Raw genomic sequence first — 25,397 nt, forward strand, 5'->3', positions numbered from 1 at the left:
TTTTATCGCTCTACCTGAGCTTGCATAGCCTTGAACAGCCAGCCAGCCCGCTCCCAGTCTTCCAGGGTATCGATGTCCTGAACGCGATGACGAGGTAGCAGAACCGGTACGGCGTGCGTCCCAAACAGGATCTTGCCTTCCAACCAGGCACCAGCGCGCCCCCAGTAGAACTGGCCTGCATCGTGATATGCTTCTTCGAGATCCTGGGAGCGCGTGTTGAAGTGCTCGGGATTGAACATTTCGACACGATCTGCCGGCGTGATGCGGATCGCTCTCTGGATGGGAAAGGCATAGCTGGTGACGGAGAAGGCGTAGTCACAATCGTTTCCGGTCAGTATCTCTAACCCCCTACGAATATCCTCGCCTGTCACAAAGGGGGCGGTAGCGTAAATGCAGCATACCTGCTCCGGGGCCTCACCATTGGCGATGAACCACTCAACTGCGTGCCGGATTACCGGAACGGTTCCGGCATAGTCGTCCGACAGTTCCGCTGGACGCATGAAGGGGACATCGGCGCCGTAATGACGAGCGACCTCGGCGATTTCCGTATCGTCGGTCGAGACGATCACAGCATCAAAGCAACCGCTGGCCAGCGCCGCCTCGATCGACCAGACAATCATCGGCTTACCGCAGAAAAGCTTAATGTTCTTGCGCGGTATGCGCTTGCTGCCGCCACGGGCGGGAATTACAGCAACTCTCATGTCAGAAGCAATTCCTTTAGCGATTCTACGACGTAATCCTGCTCACTTTCTTTGAGCGCAGGAAACAGTGGAATACTTATGGCCTCGGTGTAGTATTTTTCAGCCTCCGGAAAATCCCCGACCGCAAAGCCCATGGCCTGATAGTAAGGCTGGGTATGAACCGGGATGTAGTGGAGGTTCACCAATATTTCTCGCGCCCTCAGCGCCTCAAAGACCTCTCCGTGGTTACGCTCTATCTGGTCCAGTTTCAAGCGAATGACATAGAGGTGATAGGCAGAGTGTCCATCTTTACTCTGCCAAGGAGTGATCAACGGCAGCTCGGCAAGTAGTTTATTGTAGCGATTAGCGAGTTCATGCCTGCGCGCCACGTAGTGGAGTAATCGACTCATCTGACTACTACCCAGCGCTGCCTGCAAATCGGTCATGCGATAATTGAATCCAAGATCAACCTGCTGGTAGTACCAGGAGCCCTCCATGGGCTTGGTCATCAGGCTAGGCGTACGGGTTATTCCATGACTCCGCAAAAGCGCCATTTTCTCGGCATACTTCTCACTATTAGTAACGGCCATCCCGCCCTCAGCAGAGGTGATAATCTTGACGGGATGAAAGCTGAAAACTGTAATGTCGCTGTAGCGGCAGTTCCCAATAGGCTCATTCAAATAAAGACCGCCGATGGCATGGGAAGCATCCTCGATGATCTTGAAACCATATTTCTGAGAGAGTGCATGGATTGAACGCATGTCACAAGGCTGCCCGGCAAAGTGTACAGGCACCACCACCTTGGGCAGCAGCCCCTCTCGCTCAGCCTTGATCAGTTTTTGTTCCAGCGCCACAGGACACAGGTTATAGGTGAGCGGATTAATATCGACGAAGTCGACTCTCCCTCCGCAATACAGCGCACAGTTTGCAGAAGCTACGAAAGTATTGGGCGTCGTCCATAACCAGTCGCCCTCCCCCAGCCCCATTGCCAAGCAGGCTATATGCAGAGCAGATGTCGCGCTGTTAACTGCGATAGCATACTTGGCATTTGAATGCCTTATAATATCCTGCTCAAACTTCGGCACTGCAGGCCCTTGAGTCAGATGCGAGGAACCGAGAACATCCAATACCGCCTTGATATCACTCTCAGTAATGTCTTGCCGACCGTAAGGTATCATAGCTTCCCCAATAATTGATTAAATCAGTTCCAGCCAAATCCAAGGAGCGCCCTAGGCGTAACCGCCCGATAGGCCAGAAAGTTCCATACAAGAATAACAAACTGCGACAAACACAACCCAATAAAAATTGAATCACGCGGATAAGGAAAATAGAAAATATAGCTTGCAATCAAAAAAACAAAAAACGCCAACAAACGGGACCCTATGATATGCCCATCACACCGCTGAGAATAGAGTGCATAGTGAAAAATCAGCCACAGGGCATTAATGACAACTGCCAACAAAACCCAATAAAAGACATGATAACTTTCAAGATAAATCTCTCTCTCAATCCAAACAAGCAAATAAGGAAAAACCAAAAGACTACATACCGTAAAAACCATAGAAAATAAAACTACCGAAACCAGCATCATTCTCATAGTTCTCCTGAAAATATCCGCCTGCTGCATCTTACAAGCTTCAATCAAACCAGGATAGGCGAACGAGAAAACAGCAGCATCCAAAAAGGCTAGTAATGTTCCAGCCACACCGATGAACAATACATAAACGGCTACCTGCTCAAGACCCAACACCTCACCGACCAAATAGCGATCAAAGGTAAAAATTCCCCTTAAGGCCAACGTCGCTATTAGCATGGGTACCGCGACCTTGATACCTAGCCAAACCCAACTCCAATCGATCCGCGAGCGCCACCCCCCCAATTGCATTCGCTTCAACTTGAGACAGGCTAAGACCAGTGCAATCGCTGAACCACCAATCCAGAATGAGAGAACCCACTCTAGCCCCCTGAAGTATTCGCCTGACACCATCAAAAGGATAACAGCGACAGCCCAGCAAGCCTGATTGAAGAACAGCACGAGACTTGCAGAAAGCTGCTCAGACGCCGCGATAAAGAAGCGCATCATCTCAAGGCACGCATGCTCAAAAATCAGAATAACGAAGAACCAACCAACCAATGACCAAGGCAACCAAGCTATCGCAAAAATAATGAGAAAGGATGGAAAAAATACAAAGTACAGAAACCCTGACAAAGCAATCTGAGATTTTATATATCGCCCCCACAGAGAACGATCACCACCAGCCACCTGCCTACTTGTGTAGCTATAAAAATCGAGACCTATAAAATATATCGAATACCCTACCGCAGCCACTAGAAGGCCGTATTGACCTACCTGCGAAGGCTCTAACAACTTAGCCAACGCAAACATAAACATAAATCTACTGATCAGAACCAGTACGCGAATGGATACATTTAATAGCCTTACATTCAATACTTAGCTTCCCCATGAACCAGCGCCGACAGAATTTTACTTCACAAGCATGCAAACCTGCGCAAGCACAATCAAGCACGAACCTCATGCAAATTGACACAGCTAAAATTAGGCCGATTTCTTCCAAATACAAAATCTAGATCTGCGAAGCAGTAAATCCGTAGCATGGATGAATGCCAGCACATATTAGGACAACCTCCTCCACCATGAATGCCTTGTTTTCACCAAATTAAGCAGCTTGTGAAGGGCGTCCACCCAATACTAACCGGATCAAAGCAACACATACCCCCAGCATCCCACCAAACATGACACCCAGAGTAAGAATAAAGACTTTCATAGGCGTCACTTTAGTACTTGGCAGGGACTCGACACTGTAAAGCTCACTTGCCTGTATTGACTTCTCGACACCAACAGCCATCATCAGCGCGTGAAACTCTTTAGCCGTCATTTTCGACGCATACTTGATATATTCATCAAGGGCAAGCAATGACGCCACCTCATCCGCGCAGGTAACTGACACAGTAACTTTACTGAGATTACTTTTATTTTGATTAGCCACAATAGTACAACCTGCAAAGCTCGGCCTCTCCAAAATAAAAGCAGCGCGCGTAGTTGGTGCGAGCAGGCGTCTACTGAAAAGTATCATCACGTTATCACTTAACTTTAGTGCCACACCCAAAAGATCAACCGTTGAATTTGAACTAACTTTTACATCCTGCACTAATGGCGCAAAAGCAGTGATCGATGGCGGAGCCAACACAGTTGTCGATTCAAACTTGGGGGGAGTGAGGTAAACGTAGCCCGCAGCACTGGCAAGCCCAAATAGGGTCAGGGATATAATTATAACTTTCTGAGCCCACAGTTTTTGCAACAACTCGAACAGATCTACCTCATCATCATGTTTTCCTGACCTTGAAGGAGATACTTGAATTTCACTCATTAAATAACTGCCTTATTAAAGTAATTCTGGCACAGCAACACTCACGCACCGGCCTTGAGCCTGATAGCACTTGCACAAAAACTCGGCCAACAGTGCTTTGGCCTGAGGCTCACCATGCACGATACGAATCTCTGACGGCCAGTGCGTCATCCGGGTAACAAAGCTAACCAGGCCCTTCTGATCTGCATGAGCAGAATAGCCGCCTATGGTATGCACATGAGGACGAATATCATAGCGCTGCCCGTCAAATTCCACATAGCCACTACGCGAGCCAAAACGCTGTATCTGTCTCCCGGGCGTACCTTCAGCCTGGTAGCCGACAAAGAGCACATCATGCCGCTCATCACCGAGCATGGCTTTGAGGTAGTTGACGATACGCCCACTGGAGCACATGCCGTTGCCAGCAATAACGATAGCCGGCTGAGTGGTTTGAACCAGGCGATTGACCATGGCCAGATGGGCCTGGTGGCTATCGACCGTTAGCAGATTACGAAAAGCCAGTGGGTTACGGCCTTTGACCAAGCGCGCCCTCGCCTCTGCATCCCAAAACTGGTCAAGCTCGCGATAAACCGAAGTGAAACGACTGGCCAGCGGAGAGTCGAGAATGATCGGCAAATTTGCCCAGTCGAGGACTGGAGCTTTGCTTGCTTTCGGCATGGAAGCACTTGGCTGAGTCTTTGCCGACGCCCTCAACGCTCTGCGATGAATGATGTCCTCAAGTTCGTAGAGCAGCTCCTGAGTGCGACCAATACTGAAGGCAGGGATCAGCACCGTGCCCTGGTTGCTCAGCGCGTGCTCGAGCACCTTCTCCAGACGTGCACGACGACTGCGGCGATCTTCATGCAGGCGGTCGCCGTAGGTACTCTCGATGACCAGAACATCGGCTTTATATGGGGCTTTAGGCGCCGGGAGGATTGGCGCATGGGGCGCCCCCAGGTCGCCGGAAAATACGATCCGCTTCTTCTCACCCGTCTCGGGGTACTGCAGGTCCACTTCAACATAGGCGGAGCCGAGGATATGGCCAGCGCGCTGTAGACGAATGCGCGCGCTGAGCTGTTTCGTGTCGATCAGGGTGAACCACTGCTTGTAGGGTAAGGCGACAATGCGCTGCTCGATCAGTTTGAGGTAGCGCTCGACTTGCTTCTGGTCACGGCTGAAACCGAGCTTGAAGGCATCCTCAAGGACGATGGGCAACAACTTGGCCGACGGCTCACTGCAGAGGATCGGGCCTTTGAAGCCAGCCGCTAACAAATAGGGAATGCGACCCACGTGGTCGATATGGACATGAGTCGCGACCAGCGCCTTGATGCCGTCCAGAGAAAAGTCGATTGCGAGCTTAGCGGCGCCTGCCCGGCCTTCAGGGGAAGTTTCAGCACCTTGAAAAAGGCCACAGTCAATCAGCAGCGCATGCTCATCATCCATCTGCAGTTGATGGCATGAGCCCGTAACGCCTGTTACGGCGCCGTGATGAATAATGGAGGGGTACCGCACGAGTCAATCCCTTAACACTGGCGAAATCTAAAGGGACTCGGCCCAGTAGTGCGGATGACGGTTCAGAAAATCGCAACTAACTGAACCAGTTGGAAAGCTGGAAACGGAGCAGCCTGTGAAAGCCCGCACATTTTGCCGGTTTTCCATGATTTCGCAAGCATGACAAAAGTATGACGCCAGGCGACCACCTAATCAGGAGAATTGCATCAGCGGGAAAGACAAAGCGTAGTCACTCGTCCTCATTGACCCGGTCGCGCAACTCCTTGCCCGGCTTGAAATGCGGCACGAACTTGCCGTCCAGACGGACCGACTGGCCGGTTTTCGGGTTACGCCCAACGCGCGGTGCGCGGTAGTGCAGCGAGAAGCTGCCAAAGCCGCGAATTTCGATGCGGTCCCCCGTGGCCAATGCCTGGGACATTTGCTCCAGCATGGTCTTGATGGCCAACTCGACATCCTTGGAGGACAGCTGACCCTGATGAGTGACAATTCTTTCGATCAACTCCGACTTGGTCATGGTTTTCCCTTCTTTTTCAAGCGGCTAGAAGACTCGACGGTTCGGTTGTAGCACGCGGGTCATCTTTTGAACAGTCTAAAAAACAAGGTGTTAGCGAGTTTTGCGGTTAGTTGTGATAACGGGGGCTTTGTGTAGGAGGCTTGTTTCGGGGCGAAGCTTTTGGGTATTGGTTCAATATTGCGGGATGGCCACCATTCGCCGCGGGGCGCAGCTCCTACAGAGAGAGTGTCGACTGGCGCATTCGCGTAGGAGCCCCGCCTCGGGGCGAAGCTTTTGGGCATGGGCTCGGTATTGCTGGATGGCCGCTATTCGCTGCGGGGAGGAGGGGGGGCGCAGCTCCTACAGGGGTGTGTAGTTTTGGGATGCATGAACGAAAAAGGGCGGCCCGAGGGCCGCCCTTTTCCTGGATGGATTAACCGAACTTAGTTCTGTTTTTCCATTTGAGCACGGAGCAGATCACCAATGGTGGTCGGGCCGGTGTTCTCAACGTCTTGCTTGCTACGCAGTTCCTTCATCGCGTCTTTCTCGTCTTCAACGTCTTTCGACTTGACGGACAGGCTGATGACGCGGGACTTGCGGTCGACGCTGATGATCTTGGCTTCTACTTCGTCGCCTTCCTTCAGGACGTTGCGCGCGTCTTCAACGCGGTCACGGCTGATTTCGGAGGCTTTCAGGGTAGCTTCGATCTCGTTGCCCAGGTCGATGATGGCGCCCTTGGCGTCTACTTCTTTCACAACGCCACGGACGATAGTGCCCTTGTCGTTGATCGAGACGTAGTTGCTGAACGGATCGTCTTCCAGCTGCTTGATGCCCAGGGAGATGCGCTCGCGCTCCGGGTCAACCGACAGGATGACGGTTTCCAGCTCGTCGCCCTTCTTGAAGCGACGCACGGCTTCTTCGCCGGCTTCGTTCCAGGAGATGTCGGACAGGTGAACCAGGCCGTCGATGCCGCCGTCCAGACCAATGAAGATACCGAAATCGGTGATCGACTTGATGGTGCCGGAGATCTTGTCACCCTTGTTGAACTGGCCGGAGAAGTCTTCCCACGGGTTGGTCTTGCACTGCTTGATACCCAGGGAGATACGACGACGCTCTTCGTCGATGTCCAGAACCATGACTTCCACTTCGTCGCCGACGTTGACGACTTTCGACGGGTGGATGTTCTTGTTGGTCCAGTCCATTTCGGAAACGTGTACCAGGCCTTCCACGCCCTCTTCCAGCTCGGCGAAGCAGCCGTAGTCGGTGAGGTTGGTGACGCGGGCAACAACGCGGGTGTTTTCCGGGTAGCGAGCCTTGATGGCAACCCATGGGTCTTCGCCCAGTTGCTTCAGGCCCAGGGATACGCGGTTACGCTCGCGATCGTACTTCAGAACCTTGACGTCGATCTCGTCGCCAACGTTGACGATCTCGGACGGGTGCTTGATGCGCTTCCAAGCCATGTCGGTGATGTGCAGCAGGCCGTCTACGCCGCCCAGGTCAACGAACGCACCGTAGTCGGTGAGGTTCTTGACGATACCTTTGACTTGCTGGCCTTCCTGCAGGGATTCCAGCAGAGCTTCGCGCTCGGCGCTGTTCTCGGCTTCCAGGACGCTGCGACGGGAAACGACAACGTTGTTGCGCTTCTGGTCCAGTTTGATGACCTTGAACTCGAGCTCTTTGCCTTCCAGGTGAGTGGTATCACGCACCGGACGGACGTCAACCAGGGAACCCGGCAGGAACGCGCGGATGCCGTTGACGTCAACGGTGAAGCCGCCTTTGACCTTACCGTTGATAACACCCTTGACCACTTCTTCAGCGTTGAACGCAGCTTCCAGAACCAGCCAGGACTCAGCGCGCTTGGCTTTCTCGCGGGACAGCTTGGTTTCACCGAAGCCATCTTCAACCGCGTCCAGCGCGACGTGAACTTCGTCACCGACCTTGATGGTCAGCTCGCCTTGTTCGTTGAAGAACTGGTCGAGCGGGATGACGCCCTCGGACTTCAGACCGGCGTGAACGGTGACCCAGTCACCGTCGATGTCGACCACGATACCGGTGATGATGGCGCCCGGCTGCATGTCGAGGGATTTCAGGCTTTCTTCAAATAGTTCTGCAAAGCTTTCGCTCATGTTGATTCCTGTTGATCAAGGGCGGGGATTCGCCCAAACCACATTCCAGACCATGTGGGTTCGTTCATGTAAAAAGAGGCCTACGGGACAAGGACTGGTCTCCCGCATGCCTCCTTGCGAGTCCGTCAGCTTATAGCAGCTGCGACTCTTTACCCGGCGAGATCGCGATCAGCGACTTCGCTCAGAATTCGTTCAAGTACCTGCTCGATGGAAAGCTCGGTGGAATCCAGCACTATCGCGTCGGCTGCCGGCTTGAGCGGAGCCACCACGCGCTGGGTATCGCGCTCGTCGCGCGCCCGTATCTCGTCGAGAAGACTCGCGAGATTAACATCATCGCCCTTGGCCTTCAACTGCAAGTAGCGGCGACGCGCACGCTCCTCGGCGCTGGCCGTCAGGAAAATCTTCAGCGGCGCGTCGGCGAATACCACGGTGCCCATGTCGCGACCGTCGGCCACCAGGCCCGGCATCTCCTGAAATGCGCGCTGACGCTGCAGCAGCGCTTCACGCACGGCAGGCAGCGAGGCGACCATGGAAGCGCCCGCCCCTACCTGCTCGTTACGGATGGCGTCGGTCACCTCCTCGCCCTCGAGGATGATGCGCTTGTCGATGAACTGTACATCCAGATGCGCGGCCAGTTGCTTGAGCGATTCTTCGTTGGTCAGGTCGATGCCGTGGTTGCCAGCGGCGAAGGCCAGCAGACGATAGAGCGCACCGGAGTCGAGCAGATTCCAACCCAATTGCTTGGCCAGCAAGGCGCAAAGCGTGCCCTTGCCCGACCCGCTCGGCCCGTCGACGGTGATTACCGGGGCACTCATGCGTTGCCCTCTACGGCCACATTGATCCCCACTTCAGCCGCCAGGGCGAGGAAGTTGGGGAAGGAGGTGGCGACGTTGGCGCAGTCGTGAATACGGATTGGCGCACTGGCACGCAGCGAGGCGACGCTGAAGGACATGGCAATACGGTGATCACCATGCGCCCAGACTTCACCACCGCCAATGGCACCGCCTTCGATGATGATGCCGTCCGGGGTCGGCTCTGCCTTGACGCCCAGCGCGATCAGGCCGTCGGCCATGACCTGGATGCGGTCGGACTCCTTGACCCGCAGCTCTTCGGCGCCGCGCAACACGGTGCGACCTTCGGCGCAGGCAGCGGCGACGAACAGCACCGGAAATTCATCGATGGCCAGCGGCACCAGGTCCTCGGGGATGTCGATGCCTTTAAGCTTGGCCGCGCGCACGCGAATGTCGGCCACTGGCTCGCCGCCGACTTCGCGCTGGTTTTCCAGGGTGATGTCACCGCCCATCAGCTTGAGAATGTCGATCACGCCGGTGCGGGTCGGGTTGATGCCGACGTGTTCCAGCACCAGCTCGGAGCCTTCGGCGATGCTGGCAGCCACCAGGAAGAAAGCAGCCGAGGAAATATCCGCCGGTACTTCGATACGCGTAGCGCTCAGCTTGTGGCCGGCCTCGACACAGGCAGTGCTGCCCTCGACGCTGACCGGGTAGCCGAAGCCGCGCAGCATGCGCTCGGTGTGATCACGGGTCGGCGCCGGCTCGGTCACCGAGGTGCTGCCAGCCGCGTACAGACCGGCCAGCAGCAGGCAGGATTTGACCTGGGCGCTGGCCATGGGCATTTCGTAGGCCATGCCAGTCAGGCGCTGACCGCCCTTGATGGTCAGCGGCGGACGGCCTTCCGGAGCGGTCTCGATCACTGCGCCCATCTCGCGCAGCGGCTTGGCCACGCGATTCATCGGGCGCTTGGACAGCGAAGCATCACCGGTCAGCGTGGTGTCGAACGGCTGGGCAGCCAGCAGGCCGGAGAGCAGGCGCATGGAGGTGCCGGAATTGCCCATGTACAGCGGGCCGGCCGGCGCTTTCAGGCCATGCAGGCCAACACCATGGATGGTCACGCGGCCATGGTGCGGACCTTCGATGACCACGCCCATGTCGCGGAACGCCTGCAGCGTGGCCAGGGCGTCTTCGCCCTCGAGGAAGCCTTCGACCTCGGTAGTGCCTTCAGCCAGCGAACCCAGCATGATCGAGCGGTGCGAGATGGATTTGTCACCAGGTACGCGGATGCGTCCGGACAGGCTGCTACCGGGTTTTGCCAGGAAAATCAGATCGGTCGAGTGCATAGCGTCCACATAGGCCCTGCGGGCCAGAATTTTGCTGAAATGTTCGCGGGCCACGCGAGCGCGAGTGAACACGCCCAGCAGTTGATGCCCATCCCCGGCGTCGACCGCGTCGCGCAGGGCGTCGAGGTCGTCGCGAAACGTATCCAGTGTGCGCAGCACGGCCTCGCGGTTGGCGAGGAAGATATCGTGCCACATCACCGGGTCACTGCCGGCGATCCGCGTGAAGTCGCGGAAACCGCCAGCGGCATAGCGGAAAATTTCCAGGTTCTCGCTGCGCTTGGCCAGCGAGTCGACCAGGGTAAAGGCCAGCAGGTGCGGCAGGTGGCTGGTGGCAGCGAGCACTTGGTCGTGATGTTCGACCTCCATCGACTCGACATCCGCACCAAGCTCACGCCACAAGCCTTCGACCAGCGCCACAGCCGCTTCATCGCTGTGTTCACTGGGCGTCAGGATGACCTTGTGGCGACGGAACAGCTCCGCGTTGGCAGCCTCCACCCCGCTCTGCTCGGAACCCGCGATGGGGTGTCCGGGCACCAGGCGCACAGCCTTCCCGGAAAAGGCCAGGCGCGCCGCACGCACGACATTGCCCTTGGCGCTACCCACGTCGGTCAGCACTGTATTGCCGAGATCGATCCTGGCCAGTTGGGCAAGCACCTTCTCCATAGCCAGGATAGGCACTGCCAGTTGAATGACTTCAGCCCCCTGACAGGCGGCGGCCAGGTCGCTCTCGCAACGATCAACAACGCCCAACTGTACCGCCAGACGACATGATTCGGCGTCCAGATCGACCCCTACCACCTCTCGACACAGCCCTCGCTCACGCAGCCCCTTGGCGAAGGAACCACCGATCAGGCCGAGGCCAACCACCACCAGGCGGCCGATCTTAGGGGCATTCGATTGCACTGCAGTGACAGTCACGCCGACAGCACCTTGGCCAGAGCCTCGAGAAAGCGCGCATTCTCTTTCGGCAAACCGATGGAGACGCGCAGGAAATTCGGCATGCGATACCCCGCCATCGGCCGCACGATCACGCCTTCACGCAGCAGCGCCAGGTTGATCGCGGCGGTGTCGCGGCCAAAATCGACGGCGATGAAGTTGCCCTTGGAGGCAATCCAGCTCAGCCCCAGAGCACGCAAGCCCTCTTCCAGCTGCTGCATGCCGGCATCGTTCAAGCGACGACTCTCGGCCAGGTAGTCGGTATCGGCCAGCGCGGCGCAGGCTGCGGCCAGCGCAAGGCTGTTGACGTTGAACGGCTGACGCACGCGATTGAGCACATCGGCGATGGCCGGCGAGCTGATGGCGTAGCCGACACGCAGCGACGCCAGACCGTAGGCCTTGGAGAAGGTGCGCGAAACCAGCAGGTTCGGGTAGCGTGCCAGGTAATCCAGGCCGTCCGGCAACTCGTCGCCTTCGGCGTATTCGATATAGGCTTCGTCCAACACCACCAGCACCGACTCCGGCACCTTGGCCAGGAAATACTCCAGCGCATCCGGGCCGAACCAGGTACCGGTCGGGTTGTTGGGGTTGGCAATGAAGACCACGCGGGTGTTGTCATCGATGGCGGCAAGCATCGCTTGCAGGTCGTGACCATACTCCTTGGCCGGCACGATCTTGCCCTGCGCGCCGACCGCCTGGGTCGCAATGGGATAGACGGCGAAGGCGTAGTCACTGAACACCGCATTGAGACCGGGTGCCAGATAGGCACGGGCGACCAGTTCGAGGATGTCGTTGGAGCCATTGCCCAGGGTGACCTGCGCGGCATCGACGCCATAACGGGCAGCCAGGGCAGTCTTGAGGGTGAAGCCATTGCCGTCAGGGTAGCGGGTCAGCTCGTCCAGCTCGGCACGAATCGCCGCCAGCACCTTGTCGCTAGGACCGAGCGGGTTCTCGTTGCTGGCCAGCTTGACGATGCCGGCCGGGTCGAGCCCCAACTCACGGGCCAGCTCATCGACTGGCTTGCCTGGTACGTAGGGGGACAGCTTTTGCACGCCTGGCTGGGCCAGGGTAAGGAAATCGCAACTCATTACAAAACCTCATTGTCTCGACCGAGCACCACAGGCTTTGCAGGAGCGACCTCAGTCACGAATATCGCGGCTAAAGCCGCTCCCACAAGAGCTCGGGCTTACAGCACCGCCTTCGGATAGGAACCCAGCACCTTCAGCGCCACGGCTTCCTGAGCGAGCTTCTCCAGCACATCCTTGATCAGCGGATCGCGGTGGTGGCCGACGAAGTCGATGAAGAACACGTAGGTCCACTTGCCACTACGCGACGGCCGGGTTTCGATGCGAGTCAGGTCGATGCCGTTGTTGTGGAACGGCACCAGCAGTTCATGCAGCGCACCCGGTTTGTTGCGCATGGAGACGATGATCGAGGTCTTGTCGTCGCCGGTCGGCGGTACTTCCTGGCTGCCGATGATAAGGAAGCGCGTGGAGTTGTCCGGGCGATCCTCGATCTTTTCCGCCAGCTTGGTCAGACCGTACAGATTGGCCGCCATGTCACCAGCAATCGCCGCACTGTTCCACTCGCTCTTCACTCGCTTGGCAGCGTCGGCATTGCTGGAAACCGCCACGCGCTCGACGTTCGGGTAGTGCGCGTCCAGCCACTTGCGGCACTGCGCCAGCGACTGAGCATGGGAGTAGATACGGGTGATCTTGTCGGTCTTGGTGGTTTCACCGACCAGCAGGTGATGGTGAATGCGCAGCTCGACTTCGCCACAGATGACCATGTCGTGCTCGAGGAAACTGTCGAGGGTATGGTTGATCGCGCCTTCGGTAGAGTTTTCCACCGGTACCACGCCGAAATTGACCGCACCGGCAGCCACCTCGCGGAACACCTCGTCGATGGCCGCCATCGGCACGCTGATCACCGCGTGACCGAAGTGCTTCATCGCCGCCGCCTGGCTGAAGGTGCCCTCAGGACCGAGGTAGGCGACTTTCAGCGGGTTTTCCAGCGCCAGGCAGGAGGACATGATCTCGCGAAACAGCCGCGCCATCTCCTCGTTGCCCAGCGGGCCCTGGTTGCGTTCCATCACGCGCTTGAGCACCTGGGCTTCACGCTCGGGGCGGTAGAAGACGGGCGACTCGCCCTCCTTCAGCTCCTTCATCTTCACCCGCGCCACTTCTTCGGCGCAGCGCGCGCGATCGCTGATCAGCTCGAGGATGCGCTCATCGAGATTGTCGATGCGCACACGCAGCGCTTGCAGTTCCTGCTCCGACATATCAGGCATGCTCCTTCTCGAACTCGGCCATGTACGCCACCAGCGCCTCGACTGCATCCAGGCCCACCGCGTTGTAGATGGAGGCGCGCATGCCACCCACCGAACGATGCCCCTTCAGGTTGAGCAGACCGCGCTCATCGGCGCCAGCCAGGAAGGCCTTGTCCAGCTTCTCGTCGGCCAGGCGGAACGGCACGTTCATCCAGGAACGCGCGTTGTGGGCGATGGGGTTGCTGTAGAAATCGCTGTCGTCGATGGCCTTGTACAGCAGGTCCTTCTTCGCACGGTTGATGCGCTCCATGGCCTCGACGCCACCCTGCTCCTTCAGCCACTGGAAGACCAGGCCGGAGAGGTACCAGGAATAAGTCGCCGGGGTGTTGTACATCGAGCCGTTATCGGCGGAGATCTTGTAATCCAGCATGGTCGGGCAGCTGGAACGGGCGCGACCGAGCAGATCTTCACGGACGACGACCACCACCAGACCACTGGGGCCGATGTTCTTCTGCGCACCGGCGTAGATCAGACCGAACTGCGAAACATCCAGCGAGCGCGAGAGGATGTCCGAGGACATGTCCGCGACCAGCGGGGTATCGCCAACCTGCGGCACCCAGTCGAACTGCAGACCACCAATGGTCTCGTTGCTGCAGTAATGCACGTAAGCGGCGTCTTTCGACAGCTGCCAGTCGTTCTGACCGGGAATGGCGAAGTAGTCGTGCACCTTGGCGCTGGCGGCGACGTTGATGGCGCCGTAACGACGGGCTTCGTCGATGGCCTTCTTCGACCAGATGCCGGTCTCGACGTAATCCGCCACGCCATCTTCCGGCAGCAGGTTGAGCGGGATTTCGGCGAACTGCTGGCTGGCACCGCCCTGCAGGAACAGCACCTTGTAGTCACTGGGTACAGCGAGCAGATCGCGCAGGTCCTGTTCGGCCTGGCTGGCGATAGCCATGTACTCGTCGCTGCGATGGCTCATCTCCATCACCGAGAGGCCCTTGCCTTGCCAGTCGAGCATCTCGGCCTGGGCGCGTTGCAGTACAGCGGTCGGCAGCGCGGCCGGGCCGGCGCAGAAGTTAAAAGCTCGCTTGCTCACGTCTGTCTCTCTCAGATTCACAGAACGCCACCACCAGGCGATGGCATGTCCACACTGCTTGCCGATGGGTATCGCTGCGCTCAACCCACCTTACGCCCTGTGGGAGGCGCTTTAGCGGCGACAGTCGCGGCTAAAGCCCCTCCCACGGAGCCCGGCTTTATTCCTCGCTGCCTTCCTCGGCGTCGGCGACTGGCGCTTCGGCGCTTTCGGCGACTTCAGCGCCCTCTTCGCCTTCGACCAGCTCGTCCTCTTCCACCGGAGTCGGCTCCTGCACACGCTCCAGGCCAACCAGGGTCTCGTCCTTGGCCAGCTTGATCAGGGTCACACCCTGAGTGTTACGGCCGGAGCTGGAGACTTCGTCGACACGGGTACGCACCAGGGTGCCCTGGTCGGAAATCAGCATGATTTCCTCACCATCCTGCACCTGGATGGCGCCGACCAGCTTGCCGTTACGCTCGCTGGTGACCATGGCGATAACGCCCTGACCGCCGCGACCGCGACGCGGGAACTTGCCCAGACCGGTACGCTTGCCAAAGCCGCGCTCGGAAGCGGTGAGGATCTGCGCACCGGACTCAGGAATCAGCATGGAGATCAGTTGCTGATCCTTGCCCAGGCGCATGCCGCGCACACCACGGGCGGTACGGCCCATGGTGCGCACCTTGCTCTCGGCGAAGCGCAGTACCTTGCCGGCGTCGGAGAACAGCATGACTTCCTTGGCGCCGTCGGTGATGGCGGCGGCGATAAGGGTGTCGCCCTCTTCCAGCTTCAGGGCAATCAGACCGGCGCTGCGCGGACGGCTGAACTGCACCAGCGGGGTCTTCTTCACGGTGCCGAATGCGGTGGCCATGAAGATGAAAGCGCCAGTCGGCTCGGCAACCAGCTCAGGGGTTTCACCCTCGATTTCTTCGACTTCCTCGGCCTCGACCACCTCGACGGCTTCGCCTTCGATCAGCACACCTTCGTCGTCCAGGTCTTCGTCGGCGCCGGCGCTCTGCTGCAGGGCTTCGAGGTCGATCTGCAGCATCGCGGTGATGCGCTCACCCTCATCCAGCGGCAACAGGTTGACCAGCGGGCGACCGCGCGCGGCACGCGAGGCCTCGGGGATCTCGAAGGTACGCAGCCAGTACACCTTGCCCTTGCTGGAGAACAGCAGCAGGGTGGCGTGACTGTTGGCGACCAGCAGGTGCTCGACGTAGTCCTCGTCCTTCACCCCGGTGGCGGATTTACCCTTGCCGCCGCGACGCTGCGCCTCGTAGGCGGCCAGCGGCTGACTCTTGGCGTAGCCGCCGTGGGAGATGGTGACAACGCGCTCTTCTTCGGTGATCAGGTCGGCGATGGTCAGATCCAGACGCGAGGCGACGATCTCGGTGCGACGAGCATCGCCGAACTCGGCCTTGACCTTCTCCAGCTCCTCGCGGATGACTTCCATCAAGCGCTCGGGGCTGGTCAGGATGCGGATCAGCTCGCCGATCAGGCTGAGGATTTCCTGGTACTCGGCCAGCAGCTTCTCGTGCTCCAGGCCGGTCAGGCGGTGCAGGCGCAATTCGAGGATGGCCTGGGCCTGTTCCGGCGACAGGTAGTACTTGCCGTCACGCAGACCGAATTGTGCATCCAGACCTTCCGGACGGCAGGAGTCGGCGCCAGCGCGCTCGACCATGGCCTCCACGGCGGATGATTCCCAGGCAGTGGCGATCAGACGTTCCTTGGCCTCGGCCGGAGTCGGCGAGGCCTTGATCAGCTCGATCACCGGATCGATGTTGGACAGGGCTACCGCCTGACCTTCAAGGATGTGCCCGCGCTCACGCGCCTTGCGCAGCTCGTAGACGGTACGACGGGTCACCACTTCGCGGCGGTGACGGATGAACACCTCGAGCATGTCCTTGAGGTTCATGATCTTCGGCTGACCGTCGACCAGCGCCACGACGTTGATACCGAACACACTCTGCATCTGGGTCTGGGCGTACAGGTTGTTCAGCACCACGTCCGGCACTTCGCCACGACGCAGTTCGATCACCACGCGCATGCCGTCCTTGTCGGACTCGTCACGCAGCTCGGTGATGCCTTCGATCTTCTTCTCTTTGACCAGCTCGGCGATCTTCTCGATCAGACGCGCCTTGTTCAGCTGGTACGGCAGCTCGGTGACCACCAGTTGCTGGCGACCGCCGACCTTGTCGATGTCCTCGACCTCGACGCGGGCGCGGATGTAGATGCGCCCACGGCCGGTACGGTAGGCCTCGATGATGCCGGCACGGCCGTTGATGATGCCCGCGGTGGGGAAATCAGGGCCGGGGATGTACTGCATCAGGTCATCGACGGTCAGCTCGGTGTTGTCCATCAGCGCCAGGCAGCCGTCGATTACCTCGGAGAGGTTGTGCGGCGGGATGTTGGTGGCCATGCCCACGGCGATACCGCTGGAGCCGTTGACCAGCAGGTTCGGCACCTTGGTCGGCATGACAGCCGGGATCTGCTCGGTGCCGTCGTAGTTGGGCACCCAGTCGACGGTTTCCTTCTCCAGATCGGCCAGCAGCTCATGCGCCAGCTTGGTCATGCGCACCTCGGTGTATCGCATGGCCGCGGCGTTGTCGCCGTCAACCGAACCGAAGTTGCCCTGGCCGTCCACCAGCAGGTAGCGCAGGGAGAAGTCCTGTGCCATACGCACGATGGTGTCGTACACCGCGGTGTCGCCGTGCGGGTGGTACTTACCGATCACGTCACCGACCACACGGGCGGATTTCTTGTAGGGCTTGTTCCAGTCGTTGCCCAGCTCGCTCATGGCGTAAAGCACACGACGGTGTACCGGCTTCAAGCCATCGCGCGCATCCGGCAGCGCACGCCCGACGATTACGCTCATCGCGTAGTCGAGGTAGGACTGTTTCAGCTCGTCTTCGATATTGACCGGGAGGATTTCTTTGGCCAGTTCGCCCATGAGAAGCCTGGTTCCTTTTTTCTGGTGAAACTCCGCGTCATTCTTCCTGAACGCTACGGAGCTCGTCGCGATAGCCTGAAGCCATCAGCGACTCACGACAAATCAACGAGTTATGTCACGATTCGATGCAGTGAAGGTGGCTGTAGTCAGCCCCCTTGAAAACTGCCGGAGATTACCACAAAGCGCGCCACACACCTACCCCGCGCGCCCTCATGGAGAAGCGGAGCAGGCGAGACGGAAACAGGCGAAACGACCAGCCTGCTGGAGCTGCTGCACGACCAATGCAAGCAAAGGCTTCGCCCCGGGGCGGGGCTCCTACAAGGAGTAAGCCGCGCTCGACCAGCTCAATGCAGGCGCTTGCGGCACATCAACTGCGCCAGCTTGGCGCTATCAGGGCGTTCCACAACCCCTTTCTCGGTCACGATGTAGTCGACCAGATCAGCCGGCGTCACATCGAATACCGGATTGACCGCGTGCACGTCGGCCGCCACCCGATGCCCCGCCACCTCCAGCAGTTCGCGACCATCGCGCTCTTCGAGCAGGATGTCTTCGCCGCTTTCCAGGCTCATGTCGATGGTCGAGCTGGGCGCCACCACCATCAGGCGCACGCCGTGGTGCATGGCGTTCACCGCCAGCTGATAGGTGCCGATCTTGTTGGCCACGTCGCCGTTGGCGGTAATGCGGTCAGCCCCGACTATGACCCAGGTGATGCCCTTGGTTTTCATCAGGTGAGCGGCAGCTGCATCGGCATTGAGGCTGACCGGCACGCCGTCGCCAGCCAATTCCCAGGCAGTCAGCCGCGCGCCCTGCAGCCAGGGACGGGTTTCATCGACATAGACCTGCTCGACCAGGCCTTCCAGATACGCCGCACGGATCACCCCGAGCGCCGTGCCAAAGCCGCCGGTCGCCAGCGCACCAGCATTGCAGTGAGTCAGCAGCACCTGCGGATTGCCCTGATGCTTGCGGATCAGCTCCATGCCCAGTTGCGCCATGGTCAGGTTGGCCTCGCGGTCGCTGAGATGGATCCCCACCGCCTCGGCCTCCAGCAGCGCCAGGATGTCGTCGCCATCCTTGAGTCGCGCCAGGCGCTCACGCATGCGCTGCAGGGCCCAGAACAGGTTTACCGCGGTGGGGCGAGAGCGCTCGAGACAGGCATAATCCGCCTCCAGCGCCTCGCGCCAGTCACCCCCGGCCTGCAGCCGAGCGCGGGCGCCCAGCACCAGACCATAGGCAGCGGCGATACCTATAGCCGGCGCGCCGCGCACCACCATGTCGCGAATCGCATCAGCCACCTCTGCGGCAGAATCGAAGCGCAGCCAGGTCTGCCGATGCGGCAGCAGGCGCTGATCGAGCAGGTATAACGCACCATCGCGCCACTCGATTGCCTGGACCTTCTCCACCGCCAGCAATTGCTCGCGCATCGCGCACTCCATCTGTCACCGCCAAAAAATCGCGGATTATACGCAGACCGGCTGAGGCCAGCCGAACAATCCAGCACGCCCTCACGACTTCAAGCTACGCGCGTTCATCTATACACTGGCGCCCTTCCCTGCATCGATCAAGCCAGACGGACAACCGCCCATGCCCGAAGCCCCTCTCGACCTGCTGCTCCTGCCCACCTGGCTGGTGCCCGTTGAGCCGGCCGGGGTGGTGCTACGCGACCACGGCCTGGGCATACGCGATGGCCGCATCGCGCTGATCGCGCCGCGCACCGAGGCACTGCGCCATCCGGCAACGCAGGTGCGAGAGCTGCCGGAATGCCTGCTCGCCCCAGGCCTGATCAACGCCCACGGCCATGCCGCCATGAGCCTGCTGCGCGGCATAGCCGACGACCTGCCGCTGATGACCTGGCTGCACGAACATATCTGGCCCGCCGAGGGTAAGTGGGTCGACGAAGATTTCGTCCGCGACGGCACCGATCTGGCCATCGCCGAACAGATCAAGGGCGGTATCAGCTGCTTCTCCGACATGTACTTCTACCCGCAGACCGCCGCCGAATGCGTGCACAATGCCGGCGTGCGGGCGCAGATCACCGTTCCCGTGCTGGATTTCCCGGTCCCCGGCGCACTCAACGCTGCCGAGGCGCTACGTACGGGCCTGCAACTGTTCGATGACCTCAAGCAACACCCGCGCATCCGCATCGCTTTCGGCCCCCACGCGCCGTACACCGTCAGCGACGACAAGCTGGAACAGATTCGCGTACTGGCTGACGAGCTGGATGCCGGCATTCATATGCATGTGCACGAAACCGCGCAGGAAGTGGCCGAAGCCGTCAGCAAGCATGGTGAACGCCCACTGGCGCGCCTGGCTCGCCTCGGCCTGCTCGGCCCGCGCTTCCAGGCGGTGCACATGACGCAGATCGATGACGAAGATCTGGCCCTGCTGGTAGAACACAACTGCAGCATCGTGCATTGCCCCGAATCCAACCTGAAACTGGCCAGCGGCTTCTGCCCGGTCGAACGCCTGTGGCAGGCTGGCGTCAACGTCGCCATCGGCACCGACGGCGCCGCCAGCAACAACGATCTCGATCTGCTTGGCGAAACCCGCACCGCCGCCCTGCTGGCCAAGGCCGTCGCCGGTTCTGCCACCGCCCTGAATGCACACAGCGCCTTGCGCATGGCCACCTTGAACGGCGCCCGCGCCCTGGGCCTGGAAACACAGACCGGCTCGCTGGAACTGGGCAAGCTGGCCGACGTGGTCGCCTTCGACCTTTCCGGCCTGGCCCAGCAGCCGATCTACGACCCGGTATCGCAGCTCATCTACGCCAGCGGCCGCGACTGCGTGAAGCATTTGTGGGTGGGCGGCAAGCAGCTGCTGGACGACGGCCGCCTGACGCGCATGGACGAAAGCGCACTGATCGCCAAGGCCAGGGAATGGGGAGCCAGGATTGCCAAAAGGTAGCCCGGATGAAATCCGGGAAGAATGCAGCCGCCCCGGATTGCATCCGGGCTACGCTCACGGAACGACTGCGACAAACTGACATACATTGAACGAATCCACGCCGCCCCACGCCCGTTATTAAACTGGCAACATAGCGGCGATACGCTTTCCCTGCTTTGAATAGAGATGCTTATGAGCAACGTCGACCGCGCCGAAATCGCCAAATTCGAGGCCCTGGCACACCGCTGGTGGGACCGCGAAAGCGAGTTCAAACCTCTGCACGACATCAACCCGCTGCGAGTCAACTGGATCGACGAGCGCGTCGGTCTGGCCGGCAAGCGCGTACTGGACGTCGGTTGTGGCGGCGGCATCCTCAGTGAAGCCATGGCCCAACGCGGCGCAACGGTAATGGGCATCGACATGGGCGAAGCGCCGCTTTCGGTCGCCCAACTGCACCAGTTGGAGTCCGGCGTCGAAGTCGACTACCGGCAGATCACCGCCGAAGCGCTGGCCGAAGAAATGCCGGAACAGTTCGACGTGGTCACCTGCCTGGAGATGCTCGAGCACGTGCCCGATCCGTCTTCGGTCATCCGCGCCTGCCACAAGCTGGTCAAGCCGGGCGGCCAGGTGTTCTTCTCCACCATCAACCGCAACCCCAAGGCCTACCTGTTCGCGGTGATCGGCGCCGAATACATCCTGCGCCTGCTGCCGCGCGGGACCCATGACTTCAAGAAGTTCATCCGCCCCTCCGAACTGGGCGCCTGGAGCCGCGCAGCCGGGCTGGAGGTCAAGGACATCATCGGCCTGACCTACAACCCGCTGACCAAGCACTACAAGCTGGAAGCCGACGTCGACGTCAACTACATGATCCAGACGCTGAGGAAAGGCTGATGCGTTTGCGCGCTGTACTGTTCGACATGGACGGCACCCTGCTCGACTCGGCGCCGGACTTCATCGCCATCACCCAGGCCATGCGCGCCGCCCGCGGCCTGCCGCCACTGGCAGACAAAGCCATTCGTGACCAGGTATCCGGCGGCGCACGCGCCATGGTCGCCTGCGCCTTCGATGAAGACCCGGACTCGGTCGCGTTCGAAGCCCTGCGCCAGGAGTTCCTGGAGCGCTACCAGCAGCACTGCGCAGTCCTCACCCGCCCGTTCGACGGCATCGAAGCCCTGCTCGACGACATCGAGCAGGCTCGCCTGCTGTGGGGCGTCGCCACCAACAAGCCGGCGCGTTACGCCGAGCCGATCATGCAAGGCCTGAATCTGGCCGCGCGCTCGGCAGTGCTGGTCTGCCCCGACCATGTCGAGCACAGCAAGCCCGCGCCGGACATGCTGCTGCTCGCCTGCCAGCAGATGGGCGTCAAACCCGAGGAAGTGCTGTTCATCGGCGACGACGCGCGCGACATCGAATCGGGCCGCGCTGCCGGCTGCCGCACGGCAGCGGTGACCTACGGCTATATCCACCCCGAGGACAACCCACGCAACTGGGGCGCCGACGTGGTCGTGGACCACCCCCAGGAACTGCGTGCGGTGCTCGATCGCGCCCTGTGCAGTTGCTGATCGAGCAGACCGCCATTCTCCAATTCGGCGGGTTTCACCCGCCCTACCCTCAAGAGTTCTCCGAAGGATCACCACATGTTCGACTACACCGCCCGCCCAGACCTGCTCAAGGATCGTGTCATCCTGATCACCGGTGCCGGCCGCGGTATCGGCGCAGCTGCCGCCAAGAGCTTCGCCGCCCATGGCGCCACGGTGCTGCTGCTGGGCAAGACCGAGGCCAACCTGAGCCAGGTTTATGACGAGATCGAGGCCGCCGGTCATCCACAGCCGGTGGTGATCCCCTTCAACCTGGAAACCGCCCTGCCGCACCAGTACGACGAACTGGCGGTGATGATCGAGAACGAGTTCGGCCGCCTCGATGGCCTGCTGCACAATGCCTCGATCCTCGGCCCGCGCACGCCGCTGGAGCAGCTCTCCGGGGACAACTTCATGCGCGTGATGCACGTCAACGTCAACGCCATGTTCATGCTCAGCAGCACCCTGCTGCCGCTGCTCAAACTGTCGCAGGACGCCTCCGTCGCCTTCACCTCCAGCAGCGTCGGCCGCAAGGGTCGTGCCTACTGGGGCGCCTACGCGGTATCGAAATTCGCCACCGAGGGCCTGATGCAGGTCATGGCGGACGAACTGGACGGTATCGCCAACGTACGCGCCAACAGCATCAACCCGGGCGCGACCCGTACCGCTATGCGCGCCCAGGCCTATCCGGGGGAAAACCCTGCGACCCGCCCGCTGCCGGACGAGATCATGCCGCTCTACCTCTATCTGATGGGCCCGGACAGCAAGGGCGTCAACGGCCAGGCGTTCGACGCTCAGTGATGACCTGCCATGGCCCGCCGTCAGTCAGCGGGCCATGGCACGACAAGAATCCGCCACTCCCCTTGCCAAACGGCAGCACATTGCCAGTATCTCCGTCAGGCAACCGGCAACCCCTTGCCGATCCGCGTTTTAAAAAAACATCTAAGTGACTGACTTCACAAGACTTTAAGCTCACTTGAACCACCTGGCACGAAATTCGCTCTAACCCTCTCGTCGCACCTTCGCGCCCGAGGTTCAGCTCCATGGTCCCCCCCAGCCAGTCCAATACCATCGATTTCGATGCCGCCAAGCTGCAGCGTCTCGGCTTTACCGGCAGTCGCAACCTGCCGGTAAAGCCCGCCAGCCTGGTAGAGCTGCGTCACCAATTAAGCCTGCAACTGCAGACCAGCCTGGACGTGGAACGAATCCTCAATCTGTTCTTTCGCGAAGTGCAGCGTCTGGTGCCGCTCGATGCGCTGGCCTTCCAGCACCCGTCGCACGACCTGCGCCTCGAGCTGGGCGAACGCGCTCCACACTCGGCCGGCTATCGCCTGAGCCATGAGGGGCAATACCTGGGCGAGCTGATTTTCCGTCGCAAGCAGCGCTTTGCCGAAGACGAACTGAACCAGCTGGAGTCGCTGCTGGCCAGCCTGCTGTTCCCGCTGCGCAATGCCCTGCTCTACCGCACGGCACTGCAAAGTGCGCTGCGTGACCCACTGACCGACACCGGCAATCGCATCGCCATGGACCAGGTACTGCAGCGCGAGGTGGATCTGGCCCGCCGCAACCTGCAACCGCTGTCACTGCTGATGCTCGACATCGATCACTTCAAGAGCATCAACGACAACCATGGCCACACGCTTGGCGACGAAGTGCTGAAAGCGGTCGCCCAGACCCTGAAGAACCAGTTGCGCAACATCGATATGGTCTTTCGCTACGGTGGCGAGGAGTTTCTGGTGATTCTCTCCGGCACCAACCGCGAGGGCGCGGCGCTGGTGGGCGAGCGCTTGCGCTTTGCGGTGATGGAACTGCAATGCCTGGATGCCGGTCGTCCCATCGACGTTTCCATCAGCCTGGGCTGTTCCAGCCTGCTGCCGGGCGAGTCCGCCGAAAGCCTGCTGCGCCGTGCCGATAACGCGCTCTACGTGGCCAAACGCGAAGGCCGCAATCGGCTGTCCATGGCCGGCTGAGAGGCTGCTCTGCGTAGCCCGGATGAAATCCGGGACGCGCTCAAGATATGGCTCAGGTCATGTCCGGGCCAGAATGAAAAAAGGGACTCCGCAGAGTCCCTTTTTCGTTTATCAGCGCTTGCGGCCGAAACCGGGGCGCTGACCATCGCCGGCTGGCGGGCGCTTGCCTGGCGTTGCCGGGCGCGGCTTGCGCGCCGGACGCTCGGACAACTCGACGGCCGGACGTGGCTGACGCTTCTTCACATCGCTCGGACGCTCCGCAACCGGCGTGCCGCGACCGTTTTCACGACGCTCACCACTGTCTTTACGCGGGCCACGCGGCGCGCGCTGCTCGCCATCCTCACGGCGCGGCGCACGGCTCGGGCGAGCATTTTCTGCGCCTGCCTGGTCCTTCGCCGGGCGCAGCACACGCTTGCCGCGCACCTCCACCGGCTTGGCCGACTTGCGCTGCAGGCGGTCGAGTTTCTCGCGGGTCTTTTCCTTCATCGCTGGCAGCGCCTGCGGAGTCAGGCCCACTTCGGCGCTGAGAATGTCCACTTCACGCTGATCCATTTCGCGCCAGCGGCCCATGGTCAACTCGGAGGTGAGGAACACCGGTCCGAAGCGCACACGCTTCAGGCGGCTGACAACCAGCCCCTGGGACTCCCACAGGCGACGCACTTCGCGGTTACGCCCCTCCATCACCACGCAGTGGTACCAGTGGTTGAAGCCCTCACCGCCGGGCGCTTCCTTGATGTCGGTGAACTTGGCCGGACCATCCTCGAGCATCACACCGTTCTTGAGGTTCTCCAGCATTTCCTCGGTGACCTCACCCCGCACACGCACCGCGTATTCGCGGTCCATCTGATAGGACGGGTGCATCAGGCGGTTGGCCAACTCACCGTCGGTGGTGAACAGCAGCAGACCGGTGGTGTTGATATCGAGGCGACCGATATTGATCCAGCGGCCCTCTTTCGGACGCGGCAGACGATCGAATACGGTGGGGCGGCCTTCCGGGTCATCACGGGTGCAGATCTCGCCATCCGGCTTGTTGTAGATCAGCACGCGACGCACCGAACCGGTGATTTCTTCGCGCTTGAGCAAGCGACCGTCGAGGGCGATGGCGTCGTTGGCGTCGACACGCTGCCCCAGGGTCGCCGCAGCGCCGTTGACCTTGACCCTACCCTCGGCGATCCAGGTCTCGATCTCGCGACGCGAAGCCAGCCCGAGGCGGGCCAGGACTTTCTGCAGTTTCTCGCCTGCAGGACGCGGTTGTTCGTGCTCAGTCATCTTGGGCACCTCCCGGTGTAATAGTTGATGATCGAAGGGCGCGCATCATACGCGCTGTAGAGCCCATAGGGTAGACGATGCTGCGGCGGTCGAACCAAGAACACGACACTGAAGTGTAGGAGCCCCGCCCCAGGGCGAAGCTTTTGCGCATAATCGAC

At 60.1% G+C, this 25,397-nt stretch carries 20 protein-coding genes; 5 read left to right on the forward strand and 15 right to left on the reverse strand.

The features are described 5' to 3' along the window. Window positions 1-2: 2 nt before the first annotated feature. The 14 genes from pseF to mtnA all read right to left on the reverse strand — a co-directional run bounded on the left by pseF (window position 3) and on the right by mtnA (window position 18,964). Window positions 3-701 (reverse strand): pseudaminic acid cytidylyltransferase, encoded by a 699-nt coding sequence (pseF, locus tag BLR77_RS00665; protein WP_074674978.1) that lies wholly within the window; start codon window positions 699-701, stop codon window positions 3-5. Then, window positions 698-1,858: a UDP-4-amino-4,6-dideoxy-N-acetyl-beta-L-altrosamine transaminase gene (gene pseC / locus BLR77_RS00670; protein WP_074674979.1), complete on the reverse strand. Its 1,161-nt coding sequence runs from the start codon at window positions 1,856-1,858 to the stop codon at window positions 698-700. The genes pseF and pseC overlap by 4 nt, the downstream gene beginning before the upstream one ends. A 23-nt stretch (window positions 1,859-1,881) precedes the next feature. Continuing rightward, entirely contained in the window at window positions 1,882-3,066 is a 1,185-nt protein-coding gene (locus BLR77_RS00675) for a lipopolysaccharide biosynthesis protein (RefSeq protein ID WP_139202843.1), read from the reverse strand. Between the two features lie 292 nt (window positions 3,067-3,358). Further along, on the reverse strand, window positions 3,359-4,069 hold the full coding sequence (locus tag BLR77_RS00680) for a Wzz/FepE/Etk N-terminal domain-containing protein (RefSeq protein WP_074674981.1): 711 nt from the start codon (window positions 4,067-4,069) through the stop codon (window positions 3,359-3,361). Between the two features lie 15 nt (window positions 4,070-4,084). Further along, window positions 4,085-5,560 (reverse strand): MBL fold metallo-hydrolase, encoded by a 1,476-nt coding sequence (locus tag BLR77_RS00685; protein WP_074674982.1) that lies wholly within the window; start codon window positions 5,558-5,560, stop codon window positions 4,085-4,087. Between the two features lie 229 nt (window positions 5,561-5,789). Beyond that, window positions 5,790-6,074, reverse strand: a complete 285-nt coding sequence (gene ihfB, locus BLR77_RS00690; RefSeq protein ID WP_003243558.1) for an integration host factor subunit beta — start codon at window positions 6,072-6,074, stop codon at window positions 5,790-5,792. 422 nt (window positions 6,075-6,496) lie between these two features. After that, window positions 6,497-8,179 (reverse strand): 30S ribosomal protein S1, encoded by a 1,683-nt coding sequence (gene rpsA / locus BLR77_RS00695; protein ID WP_074674983.1) that lies wholly within the window; start codon window positions 8,177-8,179, stop codon window positions 6,497-6,499. Between the two features lie 149 nt (window positions 8,180-8,328). Continuing rightward, window positions 8,329-8,994 (reverse strand): (d)CMP kinase, encoded by a 666-nt coding sequence (cmk, locus tag BLR77_RS00700; protein ID WP_074674984.1) that lies wholly within the window; start codon window positions 8,992-8,994, stop codon window positions 8,329-8,331. Then, on the reverse strand, window positions 8,991-11,231 hold the full coding sequence (locus BLR77_RS00705; RefSeq protein ID WP_074674985.1) for a bifunctional prephenate dehydrogenase/3-phosphoshikimate 1-carboxyvinyltransferase: 2,241 nt from the start codon (window positions 11,229-11,231) through the stop codon (window positions 8,991-8,993). The genes cmk and BLR77_RS00705 overlap by 4 nt, the downstream gene beginning before the upstream one ends. After that, a complete protein-coding gene (gene hisC, locus BLR77_RS00710) occupies window positions 11,228-12,337 on the reverse strand; it encodes a histidinol-phosphate transaminase (RefSeq protein WP_074674986.1) in 1,110 nt (369 codons plus the stop codon). The genes BLR77_RS00705 and hisC overlap by 4 nt, the downstream gene beginning before the upstream one ends. Window positions 12,338-12,435: 98 nt before the next feature. Beyond that, a complete protein-coding gene (gene pheA, locus BLR77_RS00715) occupies window positions 12,436-13,530 on the reverse strand; it encodes a prephenate dehydratase (protein ID WP_061240049.1) in 1,095 nt (364 codons plus the stop codon). A gap of 1 nt (window position 13,531) precedes the next feature. Continuing rightward, window positions 13,532-14,617: a 3-phosphoserine/phosphohydroxythreonine transaminase gene (gene serC, locus BLR77_RS00720; RefSeq protein ID WP_074674987.1), complete on the reverse strand. Its 1,086-nt coding sequence runs from the start codon at window positions 14,615-14,617 to the stop codon at window positions 13,532-13,534. 157 nt (window positions 14,618-14,774) lie between these two features. Beyond that, complete coding sequence (gene gyrA / locus BLR77_RS00725; protein WP_074674988.1) at window positions 14,775-17,543, reverse strand: DNA gyrase subunit A; 2,769 nt, start codon at window positions 17,541-17,543, stop codon at window positions 14,775-14,777. 344 nt (window positions 17,544-17,887) lie between these two features. Further along, window positions 17,888-18,964, reverse strand: a complete 1,077-nt coding sequence (gene mtnA, locus BLR77_RS00730) for an S-methyl-5-thioribose-1-phosphate isomerase (protein ID WP_074674989.1) — start codon at window positions 18,962-18,964, stop codon at window positions 17,888-17,890. A 160-nt stretch (window positions 18,965-19,124) separates the two neighbouring features. Here mtnA and BLR77_RS00735 point away from each other — a divergent pair, with 160 nt between their 5' ends. The 5 genes from BLR77_RS00735 (at window position 19,125) to BLR77_RS00755 (ending at window position 23,970) form a co-directional block, all read left to right on the forward strand. After that, the gene (locus BLR77_RS00735; RefSeq protein WP_074674990.1) at window positions 19,125-20,444 is read left to right on the forward strand and encodes a TRZ/ATZ family hydrolase; all 1,320 of its coding nucleotides are present in this window, start codon (window positions 19,125-19,127) and stop codon (window positions 20,442-20,444) included. 171 nt (window positions 20,445-20,615) lie between these two features. Then, entirely contained in the window at window positions 20,616-21,314 is a 699-nt protein-coding gene (gene ubiG, locus BLR77_RS00740; RefSeq protein ID WP_074674991.1) for a bifunctional 2-polyprenyl-6-hydroxyphenol methylase/3-demethylubiquinol 3-O-methyltransferase UbiG, read from the forward strand. After that, window positions 21,314-21,985: an N-acetylmuramic acid 6-phosphate phosphatase MupP gene (gene mupP, locus BLR77_RS00745; RefSeq protein WP_074674992.1), complete on the forward strand. Its 672-nt coding sequence runs from the start codon at window positions 21,314-21,316 to the stop codon at window positions 21,983-21,985. Before ubiG ends, mupP begins: the two co-directional genes overlap by 1 nt. 75 nt (window positions 21,986-22,060) lie before the next feature. Continuing rightward, the gene (locus tag BLR77_RS00750) at window positions 22,061-22,801 is read left to right on the forward strand and encodes a YciK family oxidoreductase (protein ID WP_074674993.1); all 741 of its coding nucleotides are present in this window, start codon (window positions 22,061-22,063) and stop codon (window positions 22,799-22,801) included. 242 nt (window positions 22,802-23,043) lie between these two features. Continuing rightward, window positions 23,044-23,970, forward strand: a complete 927-nt coding sequence (locus BLR77_RS00755; protein ID WP_074674994.1) for a GGDEF domain-containing protein — start codon at window positions 23,044-23,046, stop codon at window positions 23,968-23,970. 111 nt (window positions 23,971-24,081) lie between these two features. Here the strand turns inward: BLR77_RS00755 and rluB are convergent, their stop codons facing one another. Next, the gene (gene rluB, locus BLR77_RS00760) at window positions 24,082-25,239 is read right to left on the reverse strand and encodes a 23S rRNA pseudouridine(2605) synthase RluB (RefSeq protein ID WP_074674995.1); all 1,158 of its coding nucleotides are present in this window, start codon (window positions 25,237-25,239) and stop codon (window positions 24,082-24,084) included. Window positions 25,240-25,397: the final 158 nt, after the last annotated feature.

This window comes from Ectopseudomonas alcaliphila, from assembly GCF_900101755.1.
Lineage (GTDB): Bacteria > Pseudomonadota > Gammaproteobacteria > Pseudomonadales > Pseudomonadaceae > Aquipseudomonas > Aquipseudomonas alcaliphila.